Below are 22,783 nucleotides of genomic sequence, written 5' to 3'. Positions count from 1 at the left end.
TTCCATGCAGGAAAGTGATCAGCAGCGCCTTTTTTTAACAACTTAAGTAAAATTGATAAAAAAGGACATGGGGGATGGAACGCTTAAGTACCTATATCTTTAGATATTAACTTTATGCCCTTTTCTAAATAATATTTCTGACAACCGTTTTTAAATGAAGAATTGGGTTTAATACCTTTTTCTATTTGAGCCTCTTCAGATTTTAATTCAAGTAGTTTTGCTACCCATTGCTCACATTTTTTTGCTGGATCTTGTGTACAAGAATATCTTTGTTTGTTAAAAGTCACGGTGATACGATAAGTTTCGGCACGTTTAATCGGTTTAGGAAGCTCCATTTTTTCTGGTGTAGATTTGGTGCATATTTCTTCTTATTTTAACAATTTTATGCCAAATATAGCTATATAAATAACCATTTGGCGTACATATAGTTGATTGGATATCGGGGGTAGTGAAAAAATTTAACTAAAATTCTGATATTTAATTAATTTATAAGTTTGAAAAATTAATATGCTTAGAATTCATCAATTATATCAGCAGTACAGTAATATGGCATTAAATGCTTGGGGCTTTACAAATACACCGTCGTATAAAGATACATACGACCCTGATGAGAATGATACAGTGACGAATAGCTTTAATTGGTTGAGTGATGAACAAGCTACAGAAAAAACAAAAAAAGGATTAACTGCTTTTGTGGCATTAGATGATGCTTTTATCAGTATCGCCTCTCGTATGTATCTGATTAGAAATGCAAAAGAAAAAATCGATTTACAATACTATATTTGGACAAATGATTTTGTTGGAAACTTAATACTGCACGAGCTGTTAACGGCGGCTGATCGTGGTGTAAAAGTTCGGTTACTCATTGACGATCAAAATGGAGTAAAACTTGATGGTGTTCTAAGAAGCCTTCTACACCATCCTAACTTTGAAATTCGTTTATTTAATCCATACAAATTCAGATATATAAGAATCTTGGACTATATTTTCCGGTTCAAGAAAGTAAATCATCGCATGCATAATAAATTAATTATTGCAGATGGCTTGATTGCAGTAACAGGCGGTCGAAATATCAGTAGTGAGTATTTTGATGCAAGTAGTAAGTTTCAGTTTACAGATCTAGATATTCTATTTTATGGGCATACAGTACAGCATGCTCAAGCAGTTTTTAATGATTTCTGGCAAAGTGAGTTAAGCCAAGACGCTACTGAACTGGTTGGGACTTGCGCTGTCCACCACTTGCAATCTTTACGACAGCATTATCATAATTTGCTTCATGAAAGCGAAAATCATACTCAAACCGAAGATAAACTTTATGATGCTCAAACTTATTTAAAAGAACTTCTAGAGCACTATCCAATTCAATGGTCAAAAGCATATTTTGTTGCAGATTCACCGAAAAAGATCTTAGGAACCGCCTCTAAAGAAGAGATGCTTTATGGTCAAGTTATGGCCATTATGGGTGAGCCAAAGCAGCACATCGAATTGGCTTCAGCTTATTTTGTTCCTACGCAGCAAGGCGCTTACTATTTAAAACAGTTGAAAGTTCAAGGTGTTAAAGTCAGGGTTTTAACCAATTCTTTTGCTGCAAATGATGTGGCAATTGTGCATGCTTTTTATAGTAAATACCGAGCTGAAATGCTGAAAAGCGGTGTAGAACTATTTGAGTTTAAGCCATTTTTAGAACGCAGACGTAGAACATGGTATGAAGTGGTGACTGGAAGTGTGATTCCAGCAAAAGGTAAAAATAAATCGAGCTTGCATGCCAAATTTTTTGATGTAGACGGTAAAGTATTTATTGGTTCTTTTAACTTTGATCCACGTTCAACTTACTTAAATACTGAGGTTGGCCTTGTGATTGAATCGAGTCAATTACAAGCTCAAATTTCGGTCATGCTTGATCAGCATTTACCACAAGTCGCCTATCAACTTAAGTTAAACAGTGAAGGAAAAATCGTTTGGTTAGATCATCAGTCGAATGGAAAAGTTATTGAATATGAAAAAGACCCAGATACGAGTCTTTTCCAACGTACAATGATTAAAGCCGTTTCATATTTGCCAGTTGAATGGATGATGTAAGTAAGAGCGCCCTACCTCTGCTTATAAAATACCAATATCTTTAAAGAATTTTTGATAAGCTTCTGCTTTTTTCTCTAGTGCCAATGGATAAGCTCTAGACGAAGATGGTAAGCGGTATAAATTAATATCTCTTCCTGCAAAGTAAGTCGACGTAGATGTTCCTATAAGCGGCTTTTCAGTGTTCTCTGGTAACACAGAAATTAAAGTGTCAGTGGCTTTATCACCTGTGGTCATGATGGTCTGACACAGAGGAATCTGCTGAAGCAAAACAGTAAGATCTGTTGGTGTTACGATTTCCAGAAATTTATCGGCGGCATTCCCCTTTAGTCGTTTAATTTGGTAAGCAGTGTCAAAGATTGCAATGCCTGTTTCAATTAAGAAATTTCGGATACGTTCTTCATTAAAGTTTTTTTGGTTTTCACTTAAAAAGTAAGTTTTGTCTTGGAAAAAGATTAAGCCAAAAATTCGCCACATGTCATTTTGGAAATTTGGATAGTAAAAATCCATCTTCCATTTATTACGCGGTGGTGGGAAGCTACCTAACATGAGTAAACGCGCATTTTCAGGTAAAAAGGGTTCTAGTGGATGTGTTTCTATCTCAATTATCATAAAAAATCAGTGTTTACTTAAAAACTTTATAAACAAATTACCCTATTTTTTAGTTAATCACGAGTCATGAAATGCAATTTCTCTTAATTAAAGCGTTAATGGGAAAAATCAGCTCTTACTGAAAGACATTGAGGCGACACCTCTGTAGGAATCACCTCAATTATTTATAACGTGTAAGTGATCTGGTGAACTCAAACTTATTAAAAGTTCAGGACTTTAAAGACCTTGCCTGTTCTTGGGTGAGCAAAGGTATTATCCTGATCTAAATTAATGACTTTATCCGAAATCACAATTTTAGAAAGTGGTAACCAATTTTGCTCTATTCCAGCTTCGACAATTTTTTTTTCATAAATATTTTCATAAATTTGTTCAACAACAATTTCCATACCACACATACTTTTGGCATTTACTTCTTTTAAAATATGGCGCTTTGACATTCTAGTATCCATTTTTATTATCCGCATCGCTAATAATATAGCCTTCACAGATACAATATGTAAATTTTAATAATGAAAGTGTTTTTTTTGTTTTAATCACATTTTTGTAATAATTAAATGAATAGTTGAGTGATTATTTAATTTAAATATTATCTTTAAGTTAATCTATATAAAATAATTATTGATTTTAATAAAAATTAAAGGGTTCATTTTCTGAACCCTTTTTATTTAATTCTAAACTCGTACAGCGTTATCAACTGAGCCATCATCTTTAGTTTTAGCACTATCTTTACTACTTACTGAGTCAGTATCGTGATCCGTGTTAAAACTATTACTGTTCTTCTGCTTCTTCTTGTAGACACACATCCCAATCGCAATACCTGTTCCTATCACTAAAATTGACTTTAACATTTTGCACCTCTTCGATTGATGGAGTAACTTTTGAGAAATCAACTTAAACTAATAGCATATAATTTGTTATTTAAGGGCTTTCATTTGCTCCGCTTTTGTAAGGTATTTAATTTTTATGTTAATTAAATAGCCTAATAGTTAAAAAAATAAATTTTGATACAAAGCAAAAAGCCTATTCTGTTTGTTGAATAGGCTTTTTACTGTATTTCAGGATTAAGCAGTATTATGAATTGCTTTAAGCAATCTTATTATCTTTGAATACACTATAAATGTATTTAATGCTGAACTTTTAGTCAAGATGGGATTGAGGGGTTTTACCAATAATTAGTGATTCTTGTGATGAAAATCACGTTTATTTGATTGGGATAAGAAAAACCCATTTCTACTTCTCATAAAGAAATGGGTAATGTGAAAACCACAAAAGACCTGAAATACCAAATGTTCTTACATTCAGTAAGGTTGAGTGTAGTGAATATACCGAATGGTTGACAATTAAACTATTTGTGTTTTTTTAGTCATTTCGGCCAATAAAAAAACAGTTATGATTCTGTAGATTAACTCTGTTTAGTCATTCATTACTGACCAAAAACTCTATAAAGCACCCTCATCCAATTATTAAGACATATATTTTCAATCAGTGTTTTAGAGTAACCACGCTGTTGCATACGCTCAATTAAGCGATGTAGCCCCGTTACATCTTCAAGTTCAGTGCCAATGAGTGCGCCGTCAAAGTCTGAACCAAAACCTACATGTTCTTCGCCTAAATGATCCATTAAATATTCTAAATGTTCTAAAATTACATCTATTGATGTATCTGCACTACGTTGTCCATCTGATCGTAAAAACGCGACATCAAAATTTACGCCTACCATACCTTTACTTTCCCGTATTGCTTTGAGTTGTGGGTCAGTTAAATTGCGTGCTTGAGGACATAAAGCATGTGCATTAGAGTGCGTTGCTACAATTGGCTGCTGCAATATATCTACCGTATTCCAAAAAGCTTGTTCATTCATGTGTGAAACATCAATCACCATCTTTTTATCGGCACAGCGTTTTATAAAGTTTTTGCCATCGCTGGTAAGACCCGCTCCGGTGTCGGGCGAATGCGGAAACTTGGCATTTAAACCATGTCCAAAGCGGCTCGGTCTATTCCAGAGTGGACCAATACTACGCAGGCCTCTTTCATAGAACACATCGAGTAAATCAGGGTTGTGTTGTAAAGCCTCAGCACCTTCCATATGCAATATAATTGCTAGCTTTTGCTCTGCTAAACAATCCTGAATATTTTGAACTGATGTGCAAATTTTAATATTTTTAGAGCGCTGAGCGAGTTGGTAAGCTAAATCGAGTTGTTCCAAACAAATTTGTTCAATTTGCTGTTGTGTAAAATCAGAAGCATTTTGATCAAATAGCTTATTAGGATGATGCTGTTGAACATAGCCATAAGGAGGTAAAAAAATCGCAAACATTCCTCCAATAAAACCAGCTTGTTGACAGCGTTTTAGATCAAGATGACCCGCTAATCGTTCATGAATAAAAGCATGTACAGGATCTGGGTGATCACTTAGCCATAAGCGTGTCAAAGCATCATTATGTCCATCAAAAACTGGAATATGGCTAGGCTTCATGAGCATTCCTATTACTTGCTATATATCTGTAATCGTGTGGACTGGAATATTTTGTGTGGCACTTAAAGATTTAGAGTTTCTACTATTACGGAATACTAAATTTTGCAGTGGTGCAGCCAACTGACTTTCTGTACGTGCTTGTTCAATCATTTGATGATATGGCGATTTCCCACATACAGGATCGGCATTAGCCGCATCTCCAGTCAACATATAGGCCTGACAACGACATCCACCAAAGTCACGATCTTTATCTGGGCAACTACGGCAACCTTCTGGCATCCATGCATCACCCCGGAAATGATTAAATCCAGTTGATTTATACCAGATATCTGACAATTTATGTTCGCGGACGTTGGGAAATGAAATTGGCAATTGTCGTGCTGCATGGCAAGGCAGTGCCATACCATCTGGAGCAATTGTAAAGAAGATTTTACCCCAGCCATTCATACAGGCTTTTGGTCGTTCTTCATAATAATCAGGCACTACAAAAATAAGTTTGCAAGGATGATTTTGCGCTTTTAATTTTTCTCGATATTCATTGGTAATCCGTTCTGCACGTGTCAGTTGCTCTTGTGTGGGTAATAAACCTTGGCGGTTTAAAAAAGCCCAACCATAAAACTGACAAATTGCTAACTCGACTGTATCGGCATTCAGCTCAAGGCAAAGTTCAATGATTTGTTCAATCTGGTCAATGTTATGTCGATGAATAACAAAGTTAAGCACCATTGGATAATCGTATTTCTTAATCAATCGGCACATTTCATACTTTTGTTCAAAAGCATGCTTTGAACCTGCCAAGGCATCGTTTACCACAGGGTCACTCGCTTGGAAGCTCACTTGAATGTGGTCTAAACCCGCTTGTTTTAAATCAGCAATACGTTGTTCGGTAAGGCCCATACCTGAGGTAATTAAGTTGGTATAAAACCCTTGCTGATGAGCATGTGCAACGAGTTGTTCTAAATCTTGACGTACCAGTGGTTCGCCACCCGAAAAACCGAGTTGAACAGCACCCATCTGACGTGCTTGATCAAAAACATCAAACCACTCTTGAGTGGTTAGCTCATTTTTATGCTGAGCGTAGTCCAATGGGTTTGAGCAATATGGGCATTGTAGCGGACATCGATAAGTCAGTTCCGCTAATAACCATAAAGGTAGGCCAACACCTTCTGTCATACTAAATCAATCCAGTGTTGCTGCTTTGCGACCAGCATGTAGTCCACTACATCTTGATCAATCTCAGCAATATCACCAAATTTCTGCTTTAACTGAGCAATAATTGCAGAAACATTTTGCTGCCCATCAATATATTGCCCAATTGCCCCTGCACTTTCATTTAACTTGATCATGCCTTCAGGATATAAAATCACAAAACCATTTTGAGCTGGCTCGAACTGAAAACGGTAACCCTGTCGCCATGTCGGCACAAGGTTTAAATCAAACTGCTCTTTATTCATTTAAATAGTCCTTTGTGCCAAACTCGTTTGCTCGTCACAGTGTGATATGGTGCTTCATTGTGAACATGTGCAAGTGTTAAAGCATCTAGAATGCTCCATAAAATATCCAGTTTAAACTGCAATATTTCAAGCATTCGTTCTTGTTGCTCAAAAGTCGTAAATGAATCAAGCGTAATTGTTAAACCATGTTCAACGTCACGACGTGCCTGACTTAAACGAGAACGGAAATATTCATAGCCTTTATCATCAATCCATGGATAATGCTGCGGCCATGAATCAAGTCGAGACTGATGAATTTGTGGGGCAAAAAGTTCAGTTAAAGAACTACTGGCTGCTTCACGCCATGAAGCACGGCGTGCAAAGTTCACATAGGCATCTACGGCAAAACGAACACCTGGTAAGACCAGTTCTTCAGAAATAACTTGTTCACGACTCAAGCCCACAGCTTCGGCTAAGCGTAACCATGCTTCTCGACCACCGCCATCTGGATATTCACCATCTTGATCGATCATGCGTTGAATCCATTCTTGACGGACTCGCTGATCTGGGCAATTTGCCATAATGGCCGCATCTTTAAGCGGAATATTAATTTGATAGTAATATCGGTTTGCAACCCAAGCCTGAATTTGCTGTTGAGTTGCTTGACCTTCATACATCATCACGTGAAATGGATGATAGATATGATAGTACTGGCCTTTATCGATAATGGCTTGTTTAAATTGTTCTGTTGTTAAAGCTTCAGGTGTTTGAGTCATATTTCACCTTAGAGTTCAATCTGCATGCCATCATAGGCAACTTCTACACTATTTGCTTTAAGCTCAGCAAATTGGCTAGAGTTTTCATTTAAAATTGGATTGGTATTGTTAATATGAATCAGCACTTTTTTAGGTGTGTTTAGCTGATTTAAATAAGACAGTGAACCACCTTCGCCACTAATATATAAATGCCCCATTTCACGGCCAGTTTTAGTTCCAACCCCTGTTTGCTGCATTTCATCATCTGTCCAAAGCGTACCATCAATCATGACGCAGTCTGAACTCTGCATAATCTGCATGATTTGATCGTCAATTTTTCCAAGACCTGGTGCATAGAATAACTGCTTTTGTGTCTTATGATCTTTGATAATTAAAGCAATATTGTCGCCGTCATGTGGGTCATTTCGATGCGGTGAATATGGTGGCGCGGCACTTTTAATAATTAAAGGCAAAAATTCTAAATTTTCGAAACCATCAATTTTAAAGGCTTGTTTAGGATTAATTTCATTGTATTGAAGACCACCATTCCAGTGTTTGAGCATATTAAATACTGGAAAGCCGCTCGTTAAATCTTGGTGAACCATTTCTGTACACCATACATTCATTGGACAACCTTCACGCAAGGTTAAAAGCCCAGTCGTATGGTCTAACTGACTGTCCATTAAAATAACGTTTGTTATTCCTGTATCACGCAATTTACGCGCGGGTTGTGCTGCTTTAAATTCGAAAAGTTGCTGACGGATATCAGGTGATGCGTTTAATAAAACCCAATCTGTCCCATTTTCCGAAACAGCAATTGATGATTGAGTACGGGCTTTGGCTTGGATTGTACCTGTGCGCACACCATGACAATTCGGGCAATTACAGTTCCACTGCGGGAACCCGCCTCCGGCAGCTGAACCTAAAACATAAATATACATAAAATTAATTTCTTATTAGAAAGAGATAAGCCCTAGAACAAGACTAGGGCTTATGACATATTTGGATGAAACTGAATTAACGTGCTTCGAAGTACATCGTAACTTCAAAACCAATGCGTAAATCAGTAAAAGCTGGTTTAGTCCATTGCATAAATTATCTCCGGTTCATATTAATCTTGTGAAATTAATCACTTGATTAAATCTTATAAGGTCATTAAAAATTTATTCTAAATAAAAAAAATGAGTTTGTAGACCACCGCTAGCTAAGATATTGTTCGATAATTGTGTTTTTTGTCCATATTTTAATATTTCCAACATATTTGCTTGTTGCATGTTTCATCAAACATTCATACTAGAAGCGTATTTTTTATCCATCTTAATTGATCAAATGATAAAAAATGACAAATTTAACAACACTATTTAAAGTAACAACACTTTCTCTGGCCGTAACGTTATTGGCTGGATGTAATGATAGCAATGACAGTGACTCAAATACATCTGCGCCACGAAGTAACCAGACTGTCGATATTTTAGCCTTTAATGACTTTCATGGAAATTTAGAACCGCCTAAACGCTACGTTGATGCAGCGAACCCAAATGATGCATCTCAAACAGTACGTATTCCAGTAGGCGGTGTAAGTTACTTTGCTGACGCAATTAAGAAACTTAGAGCGCAAAATCCGAATAATGCTGTGGTTTCAGCGGGTGACTTAATTAGTGCGTCCCCACTCACTTCTTCTTTATTTTTAGATGAACCGACCATTGACGTCATGAATGATATTCAAATTGACTTTAATGCTGTGGGTAATCATGAATTTGACCGTGGTACAGATGAATTACGTCGTTTGCAAAATGGCGGTTGTCAACAATATACAAGTACAGCACCTTGCCAAATTAATAAAAATTTTAGTGGTGCAAAATTTAATTTCCTTGCAGCTAACGTAGCAATGAAAAATGATGCAAGCAAAACAATCTTTCCTGCCTATAAAGTCAAAACTTATGGTGGGATTCCAGTTGCATTTATTGGTTTAACCCTTAAATCGACTCCAAGCATTGTTTCTGCAGCTGGTATTAAAGACGTTGAGTTCCGTGACGAGGCAGATACTGTAAATGCCTTAATTCCTGAGTTACAAAAACAAGGAATTCAAGCATTTGTGGTTGTGGTACATGAAGGTGCGGCACAGAGTACTAAACTTAATCAAAAAACTTGTGATGGTTTAAGTGGACCTATTTTAGGTATTTTAGATAGGTTGAATCCGGCAGTTGATATTGTTGTTTCAGGCCATACACATCAATCTTATATTTGTGATTATGCAACTAAAAATCCGGCTAAACCATTCTTACTTACTTCAGCTGGACAATACGGAACACTCATTACTGACATCAAGATTGAACTTGATGGTAAAACTGGTGATGTGATTAAAAAAGATGCTAAACAAGTTCCTATCCAAAGTGAAGCCTACACATCTGGAACAACTACTGTAAGCCTTACAGATCTATATCAAAAATTTAGTAAGACCCCAAGCATTGAAGCAATTTTAGACAAATACCGCCAAGCAGTGACCTCCATTTCAAGTCGTGTGGTTGGAACTGCAACTGCTGTGGTGAGTCGTACTCAAGTCGAAAGTGGCGAAAGTCCATTAGGTGATATGATTGCCGATGCTCAGCAAGCGTTTGCCTTAAAAGCAAGTAACCAAGGCTCTGACTTTACCTTAATGAACCCAGGTGGTGTACGTGCCGACCTACTGATTAATAGTAGTAACCAGATTACCTTTGGCGATGTTTTTGCGGTTCAACCTTTTGGTAACTCTATTGTGACTTTGAGCCTAACTGGCAAGCAAATTAGAGATGTCCTTGAACAGCAGTGGTCTGGTGCAAATGCAAACTCAGCTAAAATTTTACAGCCGTCTAAAGAGTTAAGTTATCAATATGCGGCAAATGCTACTGTTTCACCACGAGCAAGCAACATCATGGTTGCAGGTTCACCCTTAGTTGACACTAAGGTATACCGTGTCACAGTCAATAGCTTCTTAGCAGATGGCGGTGACAACTTTACGGTATTAAAAGATGGTCAAAACCGTGTCGGTGGTGGTCAAGATATTGATGCCTTTGAGAGCTATGTCGCTAAGAATTCACCGTTAATTATTCCGGCTACGACTAGAATTAAAGTCCTCAAATAGCAAATTTGATAAAATAAAGGACAGTTTAGGCTGTCCTTTTTTCTATCTGAACTTTTATTCTGTATAGAGATTAAGTTCAATGCTACTAATATTAGTCCCTGTATTCGCAAAAATGACATCTATGACTTCATGCAGTAGCTCTTTCACTTTTTCATGTTCATAACTAGTTGCTTCTGCGGTTTTTAGACAAATCAAGTTACAGCTCATTTTATCTTTTCTAAGCTTATAGATACTTTTACTTTTTCCCAAAAACACTCTTTTGACGAGTTTACGATTTTCAAACTCCGATAAAATTCGGTAAATCGTTCCGAGCGTAATTTTATGTTCATTTTTAATTTGTGCATAAATGCTCACTGCGCTTAAGCCTTGTGGATTTTGATTTAAAATTTCAAAAACCTGTATTCTCGATTTTTTTATGGGTAGTCCATTTAATAATGATTTTGAAGTTGCCGTCATGATTAATTAGCCTTAATGTTGAAAAGTATAGAAATTCTTAAAATTATTTTGTCTACACTGGTTTGAAAATTATGGATATTTGTTTAATAAAAAACAAAGCCTATTCCCCTACGAATAGGCTTTGTACTTGGTTTTAACTTAGAAACTATAAGTCGCTTTTACAAAGTAATTGCGGCCATAAAGTTTGGTGTTAAAGGTTTTGTTTTTATCTTCCAGATCAACATCGGTCAGGTTTTTTACGCCATAGTCCAATGTTAAACGTGGTGAAAGTGGTGACGTAAATGTCACATCGTAAGTGGTATAGGCTGGTAATTCTTTAGTTGCAGAGTACATTTGCTTACCAACGTAGCTTACACCTGCATTTATACGGAAGTCTTCAACGGGTGCCCAAGAAATTGAACCATTAGCCAGCCATTCTGGTCGTTCAGTTAAGTCTTTACCTGTAGTTTTATTTTTTGCATCCAGGTAAGTGGCATTTGCCTTAACGCCTAAATTATCCGTGAAATCATAACCACCAGTGAGTTCAACTCCTTTAAGTTCTGCACGGCTTACATTGGTCCAGATTTTTCTAAAATCACCAACTAAACGTGGGTCACCATCACTTAAAGTAATCGCTTCAATTAAGTTTTTTACATCATTTTGGAAAACGGTAACTCCAGCATTCCAGTTTGGACGGGTTACAATTAAAGATGCTTCATAGTTGGTGCTTTCTTCTGGTTCTAAGTTTGGATTGCCTCGAATATGGCAACTACCACCACATGAAATCATTGAGTAGTTAATATCTAACTGAGCAGGAGCCGGAACTTTATAAGCTTGGCCTACACCACCTTTTAAAACAACACCTTCAGCTAGTTGATAAGCTAAATAGGCTTTACCAGTCGATTTACCATCAAAGTCATCAAAGTCGTCGTAACGGCCACCTAGAGTTAAGGTCAGTGCATCATTAATATGGGTATCGTTTTGAACAAATACACCGTAACTTTTTTGCTGGTTTTTACCTGTACCGATATAACTCACAACATCTGTAATTTTCTGATCTTTATAATCAAAACCAGCTGTCGCATTATTCATGAGCCAGTCAAAATTCGCGAAAGCACGGCCAATTAAATTTTCTTGCTTATAATTACGACTTTGTGGTGCATCATATTCGCTGTCGTAGTCATAAATTTTAGCGGTTTCTTTTCCAATATAAGCTTCTGTTTTCCCCCATCCCCATTTTCCACGATGAGCAATTCCTACATTGGTACGCTTCATTTCCGATTCTTGAATTGAGGTCGCAGCATCTTGAGTAAGTGGGCGTTTATCATTGTTATAGCCCAAATCTAGGTCTAAAGTTTGTTGGTCATTAATATTCCAACTTAATGTACCATTTACATTTTTGGTGTCTTTCTCTACAAAGTAAGCGCCATCTGGATCTGGTTTGCCATTTCGATACCACGCATCGCGGTTATAAGCATCTCCAGCCAAAGTAAAACTTACATTGTCGGTTAAACCGCCGTATAAGTTAAATCCGTAACGGAATTGATCTTTACCATTCCCACGGTCGGCTCGGTTATATTGCCCAAAGACTGAACCATGAAGCTGCCCGTCTTCGGCTTTCTTGGTAATAATATTGATTACACCACCCATAGCATCTGCTCCATAGAGAGATGACATTGGCCCCCGAATAACCTCAACACGTTCAATACTATTTAAAGGAATTGCACTCCAGTCAAAGTCATTACCACGCCACATGGCACCATTGGATGACATGCGTTTTCCATTAAGTAAAATGAGTGTGTAATTACCTGATGTATTTAGCATTCCCCGTATAACGATTTTATCTTGACCGCTATTATAGTTATAAACCCCAGCTTGTTTTTGTAAAACATCAGCAAGGCTCAGCGCTGCACTGCGTTCAATCTCTTCACTCGTGATCACACTAATGGATGCGGGTGCTTTATCTACGTCTTGTTCTTTTAATGCAGCAGAAACCACAATAGTTTTAAGTTTTTGAACTGGTTCACTATTACCCTGCTGTTCAATATCTGTATTTGCTTGAACGGCGAAAGGAAGCAGTGTTGAGATGGCGACCACCAGCGCCTTTTTCGTTAACGTCATTTCTCAGCCCTTATTCTGGATAATGATTACCATATGATAATTATTATCATTTATGATGTGCCGAGCATCATATACGCATGACTTTTACGGATCAAGATAAAAATAATTATTGGTTATATAATGATAATCATTATTGTTTGTGCTTTAAAAAAGCGTTACCATTACACTTTCGTGTGCCTAAAAACCTATTTAAAACAATCTTAAAGTAGACATAACAATGCTCTCTCGATTTTTTATCTATCACCCTATATTTGTTTCTGTCATTGCAATCACTATTCTTATTTTTGGTTTTCTTGCCACTTTAGCCATGCCTGTCGAACGCTATCCAAACCTTGCTCCACCGAGTGTTTCTGTGGTGGCGAACTACCGTGGTGCAGCTGCTGACACTGTAGAAGAAAGCGTGACCCAAATTTTAGAGCAGCAAATAAAAGGTCTGGATAATTTGCTTTACTTTACGTCCTATAGTGAATCATCTGGAACGAGTAGCATTGATATTCATTTTAAAATTGGCACAGATATTGATAAAGCACAGCTCCAAGTACAAAACCGAATTAATGGTGCATTAAACCGCTTACCTGAGGAAGTTCAAAGACAAGGCGTAAACATATGGAAAACCACGGGCGATATGCTACTTATTGTGGGGCTATATGATGAAACTGGTAAAACCAGCAATATTGATTTGTCTGATTATATGGTGAATCACTTTGAACAACCTTTAAGTCAGTTGCAAGGCATTGGTGAAGTTAATGTTTTTGGTTCAAGCTATGCTATGCGCATTTGGTTAAATCCAAATCAACTTAGAAATTACCAGCTTGTGCCGAGTGATATTGAAAAGGCCCTCGAAGATTATAATACCCAAATTGCTGCGGGTTCGATTGGTGCAATGCCCTCTGCTGCTGACCAAAATATTTATGCAAAAGTAAAAGCAGGTTCGCGTTTAAAAACAATAGATGACTTTAAATCGGTGGTGGTTAAAGCAAATGTTGACGGTAGCCTTGTTTATTTAAAAGATGTCGCGAGAGTTGAATTAGGGGCAGAAAATTACGAAAGTATTAATACGCTTAATGGCTACCCATCGGCAGGTTTAGGGATTTCTCTAAGCCCTGATGCCAATGCAATCGAGTCTTCTGCTCTTATTAAAGAAAAAATGGCTCAGCTTAGCCAGCATTTACCAGCGGGATATAAAGTCGTTTATCCACGAGACAATACACCATTTATTGAAGAATCAATTAAGCAGGTCATAATCACTTTGCTTGAAGCGATTGTGCTTGTTGTTATTGTGATGTATCTCTTTTTACAAAATTGGCGCGCAACTCTTATTCCAACCATTACGGTTCCCATCGTCATTAGTGGCACATTTGTGGTGTTGTATTTATTTGGAATGAGCATTAATACGCTTACGCTATTTGCTCTAGTTTTAGCGATTGGGTTATTGGTTGATGATACGATTGTAGTCGTGGAAAATGTTGAACGGCTTATGCACGAACAACAGCTAAGTGTACGTGAAGCTTGTTTAATGTCGATGCAAGAGATTAGCGGTGCATTGGTGGGTATTACGCTGGTCTTAACTGCGGTATTTATTCCAATGGCTTTTTTTAGTGGTTCGACGGGTATGATTTACCGTCAGTTCTCTATTACATTAGCAGCAGCCATGTTGTTATCGCTATTTGTAGCCATGACCATTACACCTGCAATGTGCGCAGTTTTATTAAAAAAACATAATAAAAAACCAAAATGGGGACAAATGCTTGAGCTTGCTCTTCAAAAAGTCAGATCAGCTTTTAGTTTTTTATCTGTTCGTTTAATCCAGTTTAAAGTATTTTCCAGTCTATTGGTTGTAGGCATTGCTGTTATTTTATTTATGATTTATCGCAGTTTGCCTACAAGCTTTATTCCAAATGAAGATCAAGGATTACTTGCTGTTCCCTATAGTTTGCATAACAGTGCTTCAATGAGCCAAACCGAAGAAATTGGAAGACTCGTCAATAATTATTTCTTTGAACATGAAGGCAAAAATATTAATACCGTACTGGTCGTGAATGGACAAAACTTTTCAGGGAGCGGTCCAAATTTAGGTATGGCCTTTGTTTCGCTTAAACATTGGAATGAACGTAAAGGAGAAGCCAATACGGCGAGTGCTATTCGTGAACGTGCCCAAGCATATTTACAAAAAAACTTGCCAGCTAAAGTCATGGTAGGAATGCCACCAAGTGTATCTGGTTTGGGGCAGTCTGATGCATTAGAACTTTGGCTTAGAGATGTAAATGGTCAAGGGCGTGATGAATTAATCAAACAATATAAAGCCCTAGAAAAAGAGTCTCAGAATTATTCGGCCTTTGAAAATTTAAGTCCCCTTGTGAGTGAAAATAAAGCCGAAATATTTATTCAGCTCGATCAAAATAAAGCCAAAATGCTGGGAATTGATCAACAAGCAATTCGTTCAACACTATCGACTGCTTGGGGTGGAAACTATGTTGGCGATTTTGTGGAAAGAGGCCGAATTAAAAGAATTATTATGCAAGGTGACTCTGAATTTCGCTCTAAACCCGAAGATTTAGCTTACTGGCATGTGCGAAACAATACAGGAGGAATGCTTTCCCTCGCCCATTTTGCTCAAAGTCAGTGGACTGGCGGGCCGGAAGCTTTAACTCGCTTTATGGGATTAGCTGCCATACAACTTGAAGCGAATATCAGTCCGGGCTTTAGTTCAGGACAAGCCATGCAAGAACTTACTGATATGGTTGCTAAACAATCTGGTGTAGATGTCGCATGGAGCGGACTTTCACTACAAGAGCAGCAGTCTAATCGGCAGGCTATCTTTTTATATGTCATTTCTATTTTGTTTATTTTCTTATGCTTGGCAGCCTTATATGAAAGTTGGAAAGTCCCATTTATTATTTTATTAGGTTTACCTTTAGGAATTACGGGTACTATTATTTTTGCTTGGATGTTTAAGTTACCTAATGATGTTTATTTTCAAATTGCTCTATTAACGGGTATTGGCCTGTCTTGTAAAAATGCGATTCTCATTGTTGAGTTTGCGACTCAAGCACTCAAACAAGGGAAAAGTAAAATCGATGCAGCAAGTGAAGCATTAAAGCTACGTTTACGTCCGATTTTGATGACATCTCTTGCCTTTGGGGCCGGTGTGGTTCCTTTAATTTTCGCAATTGGTGCAGGTGCTGCGAGCAGATATGAAATTGGCATGAGCGTATTTGGTAGTGTCGTGTTTGGTACTTTACTAGTGCCGCTATTTACTGTGTTTTTCTTTGTTGTAGTTCATAGTTTACCGAGTTTTCAGTGGTCAATGAGCAAACCATGGTTGAGTCGAACTTTAAGATTTAATAGCCGTATTAAAAAAGATAATACCTCTTTCTAATTGTTAAAATAAAAAAATGGCAGATATTAAATCTGCCATTTTTTATTCTTTCAATTTAAGCGACTAGCTTATCAATCCAAACTTCTAGAGTTGGTTGTTCAGCTAAATCTTCAAAACTTACCTGTGCGCCGTAAGCTTGCCATTTACCCACTAATGTCATGAGGCGTACCGAATCAAGTCCAAGCATGAGTAAATCATCATTTAACTGAATATCTGATGCAGGAATCTGAAGTTGTTCACTCACTGCTAAAACAATACCTTCTTCAGTAAGTGGTGATGCAGCTTGTTCAAGCGCCCAAGCTCGTGTGACTTGCTGAGTTGTCATGACTTGCCCACAACGTGTACTTGTATATTTTAAAGCCATATCGTGTTCTTCACGGCTAAAGTCAGCAAGTGCATCACCACATAAAAATGGTTGAATATTTAGCATGAAAGCTTCTGCTGCGCTCATGAGGCAGCCAATATGAGCATAAACACCACAAATGATGAGCTGATCGCGGTTTGACTCACTCATAAGTTGTTCGAGTGGAGAAAACTTAAATGCGCTATAACGCCATTTTGTTAAAACAGTATCATTTTTCTGAGGCGTAATTTCTGACAAAATTTGAGTGATTTCTGGATCATCTTTTAGGCCATTCCCCCAAAAGTCGGTTAATAACTGGCGGTGTTCAGATGTCTGGTTACCGGGCTGTGCGGTATAGACCACAGGGATATTAAACTTACGGGCAGTTTCAATCAGTTCTTTGGTATTTTTAATTAACTCTGGAATAGGTGCTTGAGTTTGATCATAAAAATCTAAAAAATATTGCTGCATATCATGTACCAATAAAACAGCACGGTTGGTATGGAGCTGCCAATGTGTTTTATTTGCTGTAAATTCGTGCGCTTGTGGCATGCTGTAACTGGCAATTTTAGGAATACTCATTAAATTTTTCCTTTTTTATCTTTAAGCAAGAACATTGGTGTTGGTTTCAAATTGTTGACGTAATCTTTTTTTGTCGATTTTTCCAAAGGCTGTATATGGAAATTGCTCGATAAATTCGACTCGATCGGGAATTTTGTAGGTAGCAAGTCCATAATCTTTTAAATGTTGACGAACTGACATTGCAAGACGAACTGGGCTTGGGTCATCGGTTTGTGCTTGCCATGCAACAAAGGCACAGCTTTTTTCACCCATGATTTCATCAGGCATAGCAACCAATGCTGCTAGGCGAATTTGTGGATGAGTTAATAAAGCTTGTTCAACTTCTTCGGTCGCAATTTTTTCACCAGCCCGATTGATTTGTTCTTTTGAACGGCCTTCCACAACAATGCAACCATCTTCACAAATACGTACTAAATCGCCTGTTCGATAAAAACCATCTGTTGTAAAAGAACGAGCGTTGTGTTCTGGTGCTTGATAATAGCCGCGAATGGTATAGGGACCGCGCGTCAGCAAATGCCCCACTTCTCCCGCTTCTACTGGCTGATCATTATCATCCAACACTAAAATTTCATCATCTAGTGAGATTTTTAAACCTTGGGTATGGATAATTTGCTCTTTTGTCATGTCAAAATGGGTGTAATTCACCAGCCCTTCAGCCATGCCAAAGACTTGTTGCAGATTGACCTTAAACTCATCAATCAAGCGTGTGGCAACTGCATCGGGTAAACGCGCTCCGCCAACTTGTAAGCAACGTAGAGTCGACAATATTGGATCTTGATCTTTTGCCGCTTTATCCATCCATGGGCGAACCAAAGCAGGAACCAAGCAAGCATCAGTCACACCGTGTTTTTTGATCAATGAAAAAGCAGTTTCAGGGCTTGGATCAGTTCCTAAAACCACAGCCCCGCCCGAATAAAAAATACCTAAAGAACCTGCCGAGCTCATTGAAAAGTTATGTGCCGCAGGTAAAACCATGAGTAAACGTGATGACTGATTAAGACGGCAGATTTTCGCGCTCTCACGTACGCTATATAGATAGTCGTCATGGGTACGTGGAATCAGTTTAGGAACACCGGTACTTCCACCTGAAAGTTGTAAGAAAGCAACCTGATCTGCCGTAGTTGGCGAAATCGCTTCATCCAAAATACTGGTTTCTTTTAATAGATCTTGAATGGCTATAAATTTGCCTGCATTTCCAAGGACAAATATATGTTGTAACCAAGGAGCAGTTTGCTGAAGCTTTTCGGCAAGCTCTCGGTAGTCAAATTTTTGTGCACCAAAATCAGCGCAGAAATAAGCTTTTGCTTGAGTTTGTTTGAAAAAACTACTGAGTTCTACATAGCGATGTGCAGGTAAAGACATCACAGGTAAAGCACCAAGCCGAATTAGTGCAAAAAATAAAATATAGAACTGATAGTGATTCGGAATTTGTACAACCGCTTTATCACCTGCTCTTAGTCCATGTTGATATAAGTGGCTCGCACAGCAGTCGACTAAATAATCAAACTCAACATAACTAACGGCTTTGTCACCATCATATACCGCAATATTTTGCGGGTATTTTTGAGCACTTTCACGCAAGAAATCACTCAAGTTTTGTCCAAGCCAATAACCTTTTTCACGGTAAATCTCAGCAAATTCTGCTGGATATGGCACAGCGCCCTCTAAATAATTCTTTGTTTTCATCTATTTATTCCTTATCGTAGTAATTGGTCTGGTGAAATTTGAAAGCCATCCAGCACAGTACGGAATTTAGCGGCAGTTTCAGCATGTTCAGCTTGTGGACGAGAAGCTTCAACAATTCCTGCACCGGCAAATAAACGGGCAATGTTTTGATAAATACGAGCACAGCGCACAGTCACCGACCATTCACCGTTACCTTGTTCATCTGCCCAGCCCATCGTTCCTGCAAATAATTCACGGTTAAATGGTTCAAGTTGCTGAATTAATTCTTTAGCAATCGGACTAGGCTCCCCACAAATTGCAGGTGTTGGGTGCAAGCGTTCAATTAAGTCAAAAACATGAGTATCGGCTTGCTTAAGTTCGCCAGTAATGTGTGATGCCAAGTGCCAAAGGCGTTTAGTACGAATGAGGGATGGTTGCTTAGGTACTTTTAACTCCTTACAAAAAGGTGTGAGCTCATCGGCAATCATTTCGATTACGAGTGCATGCTCATGTTGATCTTTTTGTGAGGCAAGTAAAGCTCTGGCGTTATTTTGATCTAGGGTTGGATCGTCATCACGAGCCAATGTACCAGCAACGGGTTTACTCCAGATTTTTGTATTTTGCTTTGCAATTAAAAGTTCTGGGCTTGCACCGACAAACCATCCCTCACTTTGAGGATGCCTGGCGACTGCATAGTTATAGCCTTCAGGATTATGCTTCGCTAAATTATAAAATAAGTCCGAGACTGGAATATTTTGTTCAAATTCAAGTTGTAAAATACGAGCAAGTACGGCTTTATCCAGTTTTTTTGTCTGCATTTGCTGAACTAAATACTCAACTTGCTGCTGATAATGTTCACCTAAAGGAAAATAATCCGCCTTTTTTAAAAACAAAGAGCCAAAATCAACATCAGACTGTGCGTAAATCACTTTTTGATAGATTTTTGCATTTTGCATCAGCATTAAATTAACGTCTGTCGCAGAGCAAAATGGTAATCCACCCATAATTTTGACGTCTTTATAACCGTCATTAAGTGCGAGTTGTAATTGAGCTCGCGCTTCATCTAACCAATCTTTTAAAAGGCTATTTTTAGTAACCTGAATATCTCTTAATTTTTGATGACTATTGATGGTGTATTCTGGCGTGGTAAAAATAAAACCAGCGTCATTTCCACAATTTAAAATTTCTTGAGCTAGTGCAACGCGACTTTCAGTAAAATTTTCTCGTTGGATAAAATACGGATGCTGTGCCGACATCTCGCAACTCCTTATACAGTTATTTTGTTGTAATGAATGTTTAAACGCCTAAAGTGGCTCCTCCATCGACCACAATTTCTTGCATGGTAATTTGTGCAGCTTGATCAGAAAGTAAAAAGCTGACCGTATTCGCAATATCTTCAGGTTGGGCTAATTTTCTTAAAGGAATGCCTGTACGGTATTGGCTTAAATCTCCATCGATTACCGCAGGTGGAGGTGAGTTATCTGTCCAAAGCTGCTGCTGCATTTGAGTTAGAGTAGAGCCTGGTGAAACAATATTAAGCCTTACTTGGTGAGGTGCGATTTCAAGTGCAAGATTACGGCAGTAATGGCTCAGTGCAGCTTTACTCGTTGCATACATGCCAAGTTGTATACGTGGCATACGTGAACTGTTCGAGCTAATCGTGACAATACTTCCCTGCTTTTTTTCACAAAAATGCTTAGCAAGTTGTTGACTAATCGCAATGGGTGCCATGACATTTACAGCGAAAAGTGTTTGCCAGTCTTCTGTTTTTGCTTCAAGCATAGAACGCATAATCAAAACGCCCGCCGCATTCACTAAACCCGTTACGCTATGTTTGTTTAAAATATCTGTAATGAGCTTCGCTGTTGTTTCTTGATCAGTAATATCTTGCTGAAAGCCTTGCCAACGCGATATTTCACTGCTTTCTATCTTTTGTGTGATTTCCCATTGTTCGGGATTTTCCTGTCGGTCGATGCCGATCACTTGATACCCTTGCTGCAATAATTTTTTTGTAATAGCAGCTCCAATACCTCTTGCAGCACCTGTGACTACGATGGTAGAGCTCATGTTTTACTCCAGTTTGACTCGAATAGTAAATTCTGCCACATAATTGCAAATAATTATCATTATTATCAAGTGCGATAAATATCAAACATAAGATTACAATCTAAATCAAGTTATTTATTAACCAAGAATCCGATCTATTTGATTGATTTTTAATAATTTTAAGAAAACCCGTCTTTTTTTATTGATTATAATGATAATTGTTTTCATTTACTAATGCGAATCATTTTGATAATTTGACCGCGCTTTCTTGTCGAGATGGACTCAAAATGAAGCCATTTTTTCATCCCTTACATCCCCTATTTCAACAACTCAATGTTGGGAGTGAGGTCTGGTGGAATACCGTAAAAAAAATAGGTAGTCCGCTAGTTAATCTACAAAAAAATAAAGCGCTCTGTATCTTTGTTTGGCGTAGTCCTGAGCCTAAAGAAAGTACCTTTGTTTATATTGATATCTATTCACAGAGCCCTTCTATCTATCAAAAGTGGAATCGTTTTAGCCATATAGCAGGGACAGATGTGTACTTCTTTGAAATAGAGCTGCCTCTAGCTTGGGCTGGTAGTTACGTGGTCGTGACATCTAGTGAGGAAGCCCCAGAAACAGATTGTGCAGCAACGCGACGCGCGTGGTGGCAAACCCAGCTTAAACAAAATGCTCAAATTGACTCATTTAATCAACATCAGTTTTACACGGGCCATCTGGCTCGATATATCAATCAGATTCAACTCGAAAACACAAAATCTTTCATAGACGATTGCCCAATTACAAAGACATTTCAATGGTCAAGTCATTTATGCCAACAGGACTATTTGGTCGATATTTTAATTAGTGGTGAATCAGCAGAACAAAATCTGCCATTAGTTATTTTGCTTGATGGACAAATCTGGAGTCGAGAGCTTTCAATTCTGCCCGAAATTCAAAATTTGACTGATTCAAATAAGATTCGTCCAGCAATTTATGTTTTTGTTCATAGTTTAAATAGTCAACAACGCCAACAACATTATGGTTGCAATGATGTATTTAGTCAGGCGTTGGTGGATGAACTTATTGAACCGCTCTTAAAAAAATATTCTTTTATTTCTAAAACAGACATTACGTTATGTGGTCAAAGTTTAGGTGGTTTATGCACTTTACATAGTACTTTGTTGTTCCCGACCATTTTTACTTCCCTGATTTTGCAATCTGGATCTTATTGGTGGTCAGATTTTTCAAACAGTTTTTTAGGGCAAAAGCATAAAGGTAATATTTTAGAACTGCTTCAAAACCTATCTCATCAATTATCAAAAACAACTCAAATTTATATCAGTGCCGGCATGTATGAAACCGATATGCGGGACGATGCCCTTCAGCTTTATCAACAATTGCAATCATTCAATCAAGTGAGTTTTCACACTTTTCAGGGCGGACATGATGCGGTGAACTGGCGTACTGACTTGCTTAAGGCATTGCAAAAAACTCTTTCACTATAACCATTTGTTTCATCAAGGATAACAATATCATGAGCAACTTACAGGAAAACTATATTAATCCTTTCGATAATGAAAGTTTGTCTTTTCAGGTTTTAAAAAATCAACAAGGTGAGTTCAGTTTATGGCCTGCTCAACATCAGGTGCCATCGGGGTGGGATATTCAGCATGGACCGGATACACGAGCTTCGTGTATTGCATATGTAGAAAAGCATTGGGTTGCTATTAACCCCTTTCAACAAGCGTAAAGGAGTA

21 protein-coding genes and 1 pseudogene are annotated in these 22,783 nt (G+C 37.9%); 5 read left to right on the top strand and 17 right to left on the bottom strand.

What is annotated here, in order from left to right:
- Nucleotides 1-83 precede the first annotated feature (83 nt).
- Nucleotides 84-335, bottom strand: coding sequence for a hypothetical protein (locus tag WA249_RS10770; protein ID WP_336168619.1), 252 nt, complete (start codon nt 333-335; stop codon nt 84-86).
- Between the two features lie 172 nt (nt 336-507).
- On the opposite strand from WA249_RS10770, the gene WA249_RS10765 reads away from it, so the two are divergent.
- Nucleotides 508-2,079, top strand: a complete 1,572-nt coding sequence (locus tag WA249_RS10765; protein WP_336168618.1) for a phospholipase D family protein — start codon at nt 508-510, stop codon at nt 2,077-2,079.
- 21 nt (nt 2,080-2,100) lie between these two features.
- Here WA249_RS10765 and WA249_RS10760 read toward each other — a convergent pair whose 3' ends face one another.
- From WA249_RS10760 to pqqA, 9 genes are all read right to left on the bottom strand, one after another.
- Complete coding sequence (locus tag WA249_RS10760) at nt 2,101-2,688, bottom strand: uracil-DNA glycosylase family protein (RefSeq protein ID WP_336168617.1); 588 nt, start codon at nt 2,686-2,688, stop codon at nt 2,101-2,103.
- Nucleotides 2,689-2,888: 200 nt separating this feature from the next.
- Complete coding sequence (locus tag WA249_RS10755) at nt 2,889-3,125, bottom strand: hypothetical protein (RefSeq protein ID WP_336168616.1); 237 nt, start codon at nt 3,123-3,125, stop codon at nt 2,889-2,891.
- A gap of 234 nt (nt 3,126-3,359) precedes the next feature.
- Nucleotides 3,360-3,536, bottom strand: a complete 177-nt coding sequence (locus WA249_RS10750) for a hypothetical protein (RefSeq protein ID WP_336168614.1) — start codon at nt 3,534-3,536, stop codon at nt 3,360-3,362.
- A 575-nt stretch (nt 3,537-4,111) separates the two neighbouring features.
- Nucleotides 4,112-5,164 (bottom strand): dipeptidase, encoded by a 1,053-nt coding sequence (locus WA249_RS10745; protein ID WP_336168612.1) that lies wholly within the window; start codon nt 5,162-5,164, stop codon nt 4,112-4,114.
- Nucleotides 5,165-5,182: 18 nt separating this feature from the next.
- Complete coding sequence (gene pqqE / locus WA249_RS10740; RefSeq protein ID WP_336168610.1) at nt 5,183-6,337, bottom strand: pyrroloquinoline quinone biosynthesis protein PqqE; 1,155 nt, start codon at nt 6,335-6,337, stop codon at nt 5,183-5,185.
- Nucleotides 6,334-6,618, bottom strand: a complete 285-nt coding sequence (gene pqqD, locus WA249_RS10735) for a pyrroloquinoline quinone biosynthesis peptide chaperone PqqD (protein WP_004792407.1) — start codon at nt 6,616-6,618, stop codon at nt 6,334-6,336. Before pqqD ends, pqqE begins: the two co-directional genes overlap by 4 nt.
- Nucleotides 6,615-7,373 (bottom strand): pyrroloquinoline-quinone synthase PqqC, encoded by a 759-nt coding sequence (pqqC, locus tag WA249_RS10730; RefSeq protein WP_336168609.1) that lies wholly within the window; start codon nt 7,371-7,373, stop codon nt 6,615-6,617. Before pqqC ends, pqqD begins: the two co-directional genes overlap by 4 nt.
- Nucleotides 7,374-7,381: 8 nt before the next feature.
- The gene (gene pqqB / locus WA249_RS10725) at nt 7,382-8,293 is read right to left on the bottom strand and encodes a pyrroloquinoline quinone biosynthesis protein PqqB (RefSeq protein ID WP_336168607.1); all 912 of its coding nucleotides are present in this window, start codon (nt 8,291-8,293) and stop codon (nt 7,382-7,384) included.
- 76 nt (nt 8,294-8,369) lie between these two features.
- Nucleotides 8,370-8,444, bottom strand: coding sequence for a pyrroloquinoline quinone precursor peptide PqqA (gene pqqA / locus WA249_RS10720; protein WP_001982218.1), 75 nt, complete (start codon nt 8,442-8,444; stop codon nt 8,370-8,372).
- 247 nt (nt 8,445-8,691) lie between these two features.
- Between pqqA and WA249_RS10715 the strand changes: the two genes are divergently transcribed.
- Nucleotides 8,692-10,473, top strand: coding sequence for a bifunctional metallophosphatase/5'-nucleotidase (locus WA249_RS10715; protein ID WP_336168605.1), 1,782 nt, complete (start codon nt 8,692-8,694; stop codon nt 10,471-10,473).
- A 54-nt stretch (nt 10,474-10,527) separates the two neighbouring features.
- Here the strand turns inward: WA249_RS10715 and WA249_RS10710 are convergent, their stop codons facing one another.
- Both WA249_RS10710 and WA249_RS10705 read right to left on the bottom strand, forming a co-directional pair.
- Nucleotides 10,528-10,929, bottom strand: coding sequence for a transcriptional repressor (locus WA249_RS10710; protein WP_199988094.1), 402 nt, complete (start codon nt 10,927-10,929; stop codon nt 10,528-10,530).
- Between the two features lie 138 nt (nt 10,930-11,067).
- The gene (locus WA249_RS10705; protein ID WP_336168602.1) at nt 11,068-13,029 is read right to left on the bottom strand and encodes a TonB-dependent receptor plug domain-containing protein; all 1,962 of its coding nucleotides are present in this window, start codon (nt 13,027-13,029) and stop codon (nt 11,068-11,070) included.
- Nucleotides 13,030-13,246: 217 nt separating this feature from the next.
- Here WA249_RS10705 and WA249_RS10700 point away from each other — a divergent pair, with 217 nt between their 5' ends.
- On the top strand, nt 13,247-16,408 hold the full coding sequence (locus WA249_RS10700) for a multidrug efflux RND transporter permease subunit (protein WP_336168600.1): 3,162 nt from the start codon (nt 13,247-13,249) through the stop codon (nt 16,406-16,408).
- A gap of 55 nt (nt 16,409-16,463) precedes the next feature.
- Here the strand turns inward: WA249_RS10700 and WA249_RS10695 are convergent, their stop codons facing one another.
- The 5 genes and pseudogenes from WA249_RS10695 to WA249_RS10675 form a co-directional block, all read right to left on the bottom strand.
- Complete coding sequence (locus tag WA249_RS10695) at nt 16,464-16,652, bottom strand: phosphopantetheine-binding protein (RefSeq protein ID WP_235823111.1); 189 nt, start codon at nt 16,650-16,652, stop codon at nt 16,464-16,466.
- A 30-nt stretch (nt 16,653-16,682) separates the two neighbouring features.
- Nucleotides 16,683-17,333, bottom strand: a pseudogene (locus WA249_RS10690) (isochorismatase family protein); the annotation flags it as partial.
- 21 nt (nt 17,334-17,354) lie between these two features.
- Nucleotides 17,355-19,019, bottom strand: a complete 1,665-nt coding sequence (locus WA249_RS10685) for a (2,3-dihydroxybenzoyl)adenylate synthase (protein ID WP_336168598.1) — start codon at nt 19,017-19,019, stop codon at nt 17,355-17,357.
- Nucleotides 19,020-19,030: 11 nt separating this feature from the next.
- Complete coding sequence (locus WA249_RS10680; RefSeq protein ID WP_336168596.1) at nt 19,031-20,254, bottom strand: isochorismate synthase; 1,224 nt, start codon at nt 20,252-20,254, stop codon at nt 19,031-19,033.
- Between the two features lie 40 nt (nt 20,255-20,294).
- Nucleotides 20,295-21,065: an SDR family oxidoreductase gene (locus WA249_RS10675; RefSeq protein ID WP_192454325.1), complete on the bottom strand. Its 771-nt coding sequence runs from the start codon at nt 21,063-21,065 to the stop codon at nt 20,295-20,297.
- A gap of 266 nt (nt 21,066-21,331) precedes the next feature.
- On the opposite strand from WA249_RS10675, the gene fes reads away from it, so the two are divergent.
- Together fes and WA249_RS10665 are read left to right on the top strand one after the other, a co-directional pair.
- A complete protein-coding gene (gene fes, locus WA249_RS10670; RefSeq protein WP_336168593.1) occupies nt 21,332-22,531 on the top strand; it encodes an enterochelin esterase in 1,200 nt (399 codons plus the stop codon).
- A gap of 29 nt (nt 22,532-22,560) precedes the next feature.
- Complete coding sequence (locus WA249_RS10665) at nt 22,561-22,776, top strand: MbtH family protein (protein ID WP_016138145.1); 216 nt, start codon at nt 22,561-22,563, stop codon at nt 22,774-22,776.
- Nucleotides 22,777-22,783: the final 7 nt, after the last annotated feature.

It is taken from the genome of Acinetobacter sp. 161(2023) (genome assembly GCF_037027805.1).
Lineage (GTDB): Bacteria > Pseudomonadota > Gammaproteobacteria > Pseudomonadales > Moraxellaceae > Acinetobacter.
Note: the sequence above shows the minus strand (reverse complement) of the source record. Positions and strands in the feature narration are given on the sequence as shown.

Coding starts and splice junctions, on each gene's coding strand:
- WA249_RS10770 (WP_336168619.1), bottom strand. CDS start 335: ATGGAGCTTCCTAAACCGATTAAACGTGCCGAAACTTATCGTATCACC.
- WA249_RS10765 (WP_336168618.1), top strand. CDS start 508: ATGCTTAGAATTCATCAATTATATCAGCAGTACAGTAATATGGCATTA.
- WA249_RS10760 (WP_336168617.1), bottom strand. CDS start 2,688: ATGATAATTGAGATAGAAACACATCCACTAGAACCCTTTTTACCTGAA.
- WA249_RS10755 (WP_336168616.1), bottom strand. CDS start 3,125: ATGTCAAAGCGCCATATTTTAAAAGAAGTAAATGCCAAAAGTATGTGT.
- WA249_RS10750 (WP_336168614.1), bottom strand. CDS start 3,536: ATGTTAAAGTCAATTTTAGTGATAGGAACAGGTATTGCGATTGGGATG.
- WA249_RS10745 (WP_336168612.1), bottom strand. CDS start 5,164: ATGAAGCCTAGCCATATTCCAGTTTTTGATGGACATAATGATGCTTTG.
- pqqE (WP_336168610.1), bottom strand. CDS start 6,337: ATGACAGAAGGTGTTGGCCTACCTTTATGGTTATTAGCGGAACTGACT.
- pqqD (WP_004792407.1), bottom strand. CDS start 6,618: ATGAATAAAGAGCAGTTTGATTTAAACCTTGTGCCGACATGGCGACAG.
- pqqC (WP_336168609.1), bottom strand. CDS start 7,373: ATGACTCAAACACCTGAAGCTTTAACAACAGAACAATTTAAACAAGCC.
- pqqB (WP_336168607.1), bottom strand. CDS start 8,293: ATGTATATTTATGTTTTAGGTTCAGCTGCCGGAGGCGGGTTCCCGCAG.
- WA249_RS10715 (WP_336168605.1), top strand. CDS start 8,692: ATGACAAATTTAACAACACTATTTAAAGTAACAACACTTTCTCTGGCC.
- WA249_RS10710 (WP_199988094.1), bottom strand. CDS start 10,929: ATGACGGCAACTTCAAAATCATTATTAAATGGACTACCCATAAAAAAA.
- WA249_RS10705 (WP_336168602.1), bottom strand. CDS start 13,029: ATGACGTTAACGAAAAAGGCGCTGGTGGTCGCCATCTCAACACTGCTT.
- WA249_RS10700 (WP_336168600.1), top strand. CDS start 13,247: ATGCTCTCTCGATTTTTTATCTATCACCCTATATTTGTTTCTGTCATT.
- WA249_RS10685 (WP_336168598.1), bottom strand. CDS start 19,019: ATGAAAACAAAGAATTATTTAGAGGGCGCTGTGCCATATCCAGCAGAA.
- WA249_RS10680 (WP_336168596.1), bottom strand. CDS start 20,254: ATGTCGGCACAGCATCCGTATTTTATCCAACGAGAAAATTTTACTGAA.
- WA249_RS10675 (WP_192454325.1), bottom strand. CDS start 21,065: ATGAGCTCTACCATCGTAGTCACAGGTGCTGCAAGAGGTATTGGAGCT.
- fes (WP_336168593.1), top strand. CDS start 21,332: ATGAAGCCATTTTTTCATCCCTTACATCCCCTATTTCAACAACTCAAT.
- WA249_RS10665 (WP_016138145.1), top strand. CDS start 22,561: ATGAGCAACTTACAGGAAAACTATATTAATCCTTTCGATAATGAAAGT.